Origin of the sequence: Paenibacillus radicis (ex Gao et al. 2016), from assembly GCF_014641555.1 — a bacterium.
GTDB classification, from domain to species: Bacteria; Bacillota; Bacilli; order Paenibacillales; family Paenibacillaceae; genus Pristimantibacillus; species Pristimantibacillus radicis.
On sequence record NZ_BMHY01000011.1, the window covers coordinates 151,091 to 155,834 of the forward strand.

The following is a 4,744-nucleotide window of genomic DNA, read 5'->3' on the forward strand; positions in this document are numbered from 1 at the left end:
TTGTAAAGCCGGATTGCTTCCAAGCCGTTCTCAGCTTCCGCAATAACCTGATGACCTATATTTTCGATGATCGCCCGTAACGTTTTCCGCATAAAGGCCGCATCGTCTACTATCATTACTTTCAATTCTTCCATTCCGCATTCCTCCTTTATTCAAAACTAAGAGTAATTGGAATGTCTGAACATTATCTGAACATTATCTGAACATCGAGAGGGTTAAGACTCAATTCGTCCGTTGCGCATCGTCCAAGATTGATACCATTGCTGAATGTGCGCGGGGATATCGATGCCGAGCTCTTCCTCCATCAGCTTTTGCAGTGAACGGTATTGCTCATCTACTGCCCATCTCTCGCCATTGCGGTCATGAAGCTTCATAAGCCCAAAATGGGCCTCCTCGAAATAGGGCTGCAGAGCAACGATTCGTTTGTACACTTTCAACGCTTGTATCTGCTGGTTGTTGTCCGCATAAAAAGAGGCTAACTGCATCGAATGATGCAGCCATACGGTGCGAAGCCGCTGCCGCTCGCTTTCTGCCCACATATAATCATAGCCGCCAAAATAATCGCCTTCATAGTAGTCGAACCACTTTTGATGCTTGCTGCAATTGGAAGCATGAAGCGGGGGCAGCTCATTGATTCCTTTTTCCCAAAGATCGGCATCATTGCTCACATCGCCCAAATGCAAAATATAGCCTTCGCCGCCGCTAATATTGCCTAGTTCGATCGGGAGACCGGCTTGCTTCAAACACTGCCTGACCTGATAGACCGTCGTATACAGATGTGTCGATGCTTTTTTCAAATCATCGCCTGGCCACAGCAGCTCCAGCAAGGCATCTTTGCTGACAAACCGCTCCCGGTGGTGCAGCAGGTAAGCGAATAGTTCCTGCGCTTTAGAGGTCCTCCATTTGAACACAGCCGTCGTCTCGTGAATTGCCGCTGTGTAGCGTAAGGTTTGCAAGCAATAAACAACGGGGCGGTTTGCCGGGGGACTGGGCTGAACCGCTAGTGCTGGTGCCGGCAGCACGGCGTATCGTTTTTCGAGTCGCTGTATCGTTTTTGCGAGCCGCGTCCGATGAATCGGCTTCAGCACATAATCAAGAGCGTTGACGTCGAATGCTTCCAGTGCAAAATCGTCATGAGCTGTGATGAATACGATATCCGCGGCGGGATAGGCGCTCTGAATTTGCTCGGCAGCCTGCAGGCCGTTTAGCTCCGGCATATTGATATCGAGGAAAACGACATCCGGCTTTTGAACCGATGCCTCTTTAATGGCCTGTAAAGGTTCTGTATAGGAGGCGATTACCTGAATATTGTCCCAATCTTTCATTAAATGAATTAACTGCTGCAGAGCGAGCCGTTCGTCGTCTACCAATATGGCCCGAATCATAGAGGTTTCACCACTTTAATCGTAATGTTATTATTTTGTTTTGAATTCAGCATTGTAAAGAAAAGAGCAGGGATAAGGCCTGTAATATGATGGCATATAACAATTGGCCGGCAATACAGTATTACAATGATGCATTTATCCATTTTAAGCAGCTTGGCCGGTATAGTCATTCCATTCTAGCTGGCGGACATTCAGCAATAGCTTATCGTTATTAATTTAGAATGGCAAGGCTTGAAATCTGAATGGAACGATAAAAAACTGGAGAGCGGTGTCCGAACAATTGACGATTAAAAAATGTTTTATCCATGAACAAGATTGAGCAAGTAAATTCAGTAATTTAAGCAATTATGAGCGATGCATGGTCATTTTCGTCACAACCAAACTTATTTCGACATCTAACAGCATTTTCCTTTTCTTTTGTCGATAACGATTTTTTTAAGTGTGCAGGAGAATCAGCAACTTAATCCGAAGTGTAACACGTCTGGTACGATATCGACCCTTTTTAGAGCCGGAATCGGAGAAAAAGGAGGCAGCTTGAGATGCCGGATTCAACCCGCGTAAACAGACGTTACATGCCGGGACTGGATGGTTTGCGTGCCATTGCTGTGCTTGCTGTTATCGCTTATCATCTTCATTTGCCGGGAATGCCCGGAGGCTTAATGGGGGTGACGGTTTTTTTCGTTCTTTCCGGTTATTTGATAACCGATATTTTATTAATGCAGCGGGCTAATCACCGGCGTTTCGATCTGAAATCTTTCTGGATCAGACGCGCAAGGCGGTTGCTGCCGGCGATGCTGCTAATGCTTGCAGCCGTATCGCTGTGGCTCGTTGTTACGGATACGGGCCGGTTTCATTCCTTAAGGGGAGAACTGCTGTCTTCTCTAGCCTACGTATACAATTGGCAAATGATTTTTCAGCATGTCTCTTATTTTGAGCGTTTTGGACCGCCGTCGCCGTTTGGCCATATTTGGTCGCTTGCGGTGGAAGAACAGTTTTATTTGGTGTGGCCGTTGGTTTTGGTGCTGCTGCTTCACTTTGTTCCGAAGAGGGGGAAGTTGGCGTTATGTCTGCTTGGCGCTGCGGCCTGCTCGGCGCTTCTGATGGCGCTGCTCTATCAGCCCGGAGTTGACCCCAGCAGAGTTTATTATGGAACGGATACGAGAGCCTTTGCCCTGCTGATCGGAGCAGCACTTGCCGTTGTATGCCCTAGCAGTCGTCTATCAGAAACGCTGAGCCGTGGAGACAGGCGAATTGTGGACGCCATTGGTATAGTTAGTCTGCTCGTGATTGCGTTCTTTATTGCCCGTGTTGGGCAATATGACGACTGGCTGTACAGAGGCGGCATGCTGCTCGTAGCAATCGCGACGGCTGCAGCGACGGCGGTGCTGGCGCATCCGGCCAGCCGATTGTCGGCTTTGTTCGGAAGCAGACCGCTCCGATGGATCGGCGTTCGGTCTTACGGCATTTATTTATATCATTTTCCGATCATTGCGTTGTCGACGCCACTTGTCGAGGCACAAGAGTTTCATCCTTTGAGAGCCATGTTTCAATTAGCAGCTACGCTGGCATTAGCTGAGCTTTCCTACCGGTACGTTGAGGTGCCAATCCGTCAAGGAGAATTCGGGAGTCTAATTCATGGTTTTCGGGAAAAAAGCGGTTTGAACCGTCTGGGACGCGAGTCGATGGCGGCGATATTGGCGCTGATTGTACTAGGCGGCTGTCTGGTCGCTTATTCAAGCCTCCCTGGCGGGATTAAAGTCAATGCGGCAGTAGCAGGTTTAGCTTCCGGCCAGCAGGAGGAAGGGGCGGTACTAGGGGCATCGTCGAACCCGTTGACAACGTCAAAGCCGCCGTTGAAGTCAACCGGGAAACCGGTTGGAGGAGCAACGCCGGAAGGAGCGCCGACATCAGAGGGAGTACAAACGCCATCAGGAACGCCGACATCAAAGGGCACATTGCCTGCGCCGACGTTAAAGGCAACTCCAGGTTCAGTTATATCCGGATCAGAAGTGCCTGGATCAGTAACGTCCGGATCTATTAAACCAGGATCAAATGTAACACCAGGAACCAAAGCAACTCCATCACCTGCGCCGAAGGTATCACCTACGGCTAAGCCAACATCCACGACAAAACCAACAGCCTCAGGCTCAAAACCAGCTACATCATCTTCAGGTTCTGAGGGAAGGGCAGCAGATGGCGTTACGGTAATAGGTGATTCGGTCATTTTGGACGCGGCTCCTTATTTAGAAAAATTGGTACCGGGCATCCAAATAGATGGTAAAGTAGGCAGGCAGATGAAACAGGCGATAACGCTTGTCGAGCAGTTGAAGAAGGAAGGGAAGCTTGGCAGCACAGTCGTTATTGAGCTTGGGACGAATGGCGCGTTTACAAAAAAACAGCTGACATCTCTTTTGGACACCATTGGCAAGGAACGTAAGGTTTTTCTCGTCAATACGCGGGTGCCGCGTGATTGGCAAAATAAAGTCAATGAAATGATTGGCGATTTCGCGGAAGACAAAAGCAACGTTAACTTGATTGACTGGTTTGCGGCAAGCGAGGACGCGAAGGATTACTTTGGCGACGATGGCGTTCATCTTAAAAAGGCAGGTGCCAAGGCGTATGCGGAGATGGTTGCGGCAGCGCTTGAAGGATAGCGGGGAAATGGAAATAACCGTTGCGGGTGACGACCCGGAACGGTTGTTTTTTTCTGATGGCGAATAATGCACTTCGCAAGCTCGTTTCCGCCAGCCCCTGGAAATAGGACGCGGCTCTACGAATTGTTTTTCGCGCCAAAAAGGTAGTTCATTATTTTTGACAGGTTAATAATGCACACCGCGACCAAAAACAAAAGAATCGTACCTTCGACAGGCGTAATCGTCCCGTCATAGGAGAAAAAAACGATTGAAATCGCCAGCAGCCACAAATTAAGCCCTACATATTCGGAAAGCAATTTCACTGCCTGACACACCCCTTTCGATCTAAATATATCGCCGTTACACCTATATAATGAAATTATAATACAATTATGCGCTGTTCGGCAAAATGGTTTTCTGGTAATGAGAGGGATGGCGGCAGGTGCGCTGGGCAGCGGGCAGAGAGCAGGGAGCAGAGAGCAGGGAGCAGGGAGCAGGGAGTAAAGATAATAGGGCATAACGCGCTCGCTGCGCGAATCGGTTCATGCTGCCGTTCTTGATTCCATATTCGAGCTCGCTGGCGCGAGTGGAACATGATAAGAATCTTCGAAAAGTCATCATGAACTCGATTCGCTCCGCTTGGCTGCAGAATGCCCCCTCCTAAGTGTTCCTGGCTTTCGCAACTCACAATTAACAAGCCGCAAGTCGCAAGCCGCAAGCCGCAAG

At 49.0% G+C, this 4,744-nt stretch carries 3 protein-coding genes; 1 reads left to right on the top strand and 2 read right to left on the bottom strand.

All coding sequences use genetic code 11. The features are described 5' to 3' along the window. Window positions 1–215: 215 nt before the first annotated feature. Window positions 216–1,385: a response regulator gene (locus IEX98_RS23155; RefSeq protein ID WP_188891968.1), complete on the bottom strand. Its 1,170-nt coding sequence runs from the start codon at window positions 1,383–1,385 to the stop codon at window positions 216–218. A 539-nt stretch (window positions 1,386–1,924) separates the two neighbouring features. Here IEX98_RS23155 and IEX98_RS23160 point away from each other — a divergent pair. Next, window positions 1,925–4,039: an acyltransferase family protein gene (locus tag IEX98_RS23160; RefSeq protein WP_188891970.1), complete on the top strand. Its 2,115-nt coding sequence runs from the start codon at window positions 1,925–1,927 to the stop codon at window positions 4,037–4,039. A gap of 116 nt (window positions 4,040–4,155) precedes the next feature. On the opposite strand, the gene IEX98_RS23165 is transcribed toward IEX98_RS23160, so the two are convergent. After that, window positions 4,156–4,341, bottom strand: coding sequence for a hypothetical protein (locus tag IEX98_RS23165; protein WP_188891973.1), 186 nt, complete (start codon window positions 4,339–4,341; stop codon window positions 4,156–4,158). Window positions 4,342–4,744: the final 403 nt, after the last annotated feature.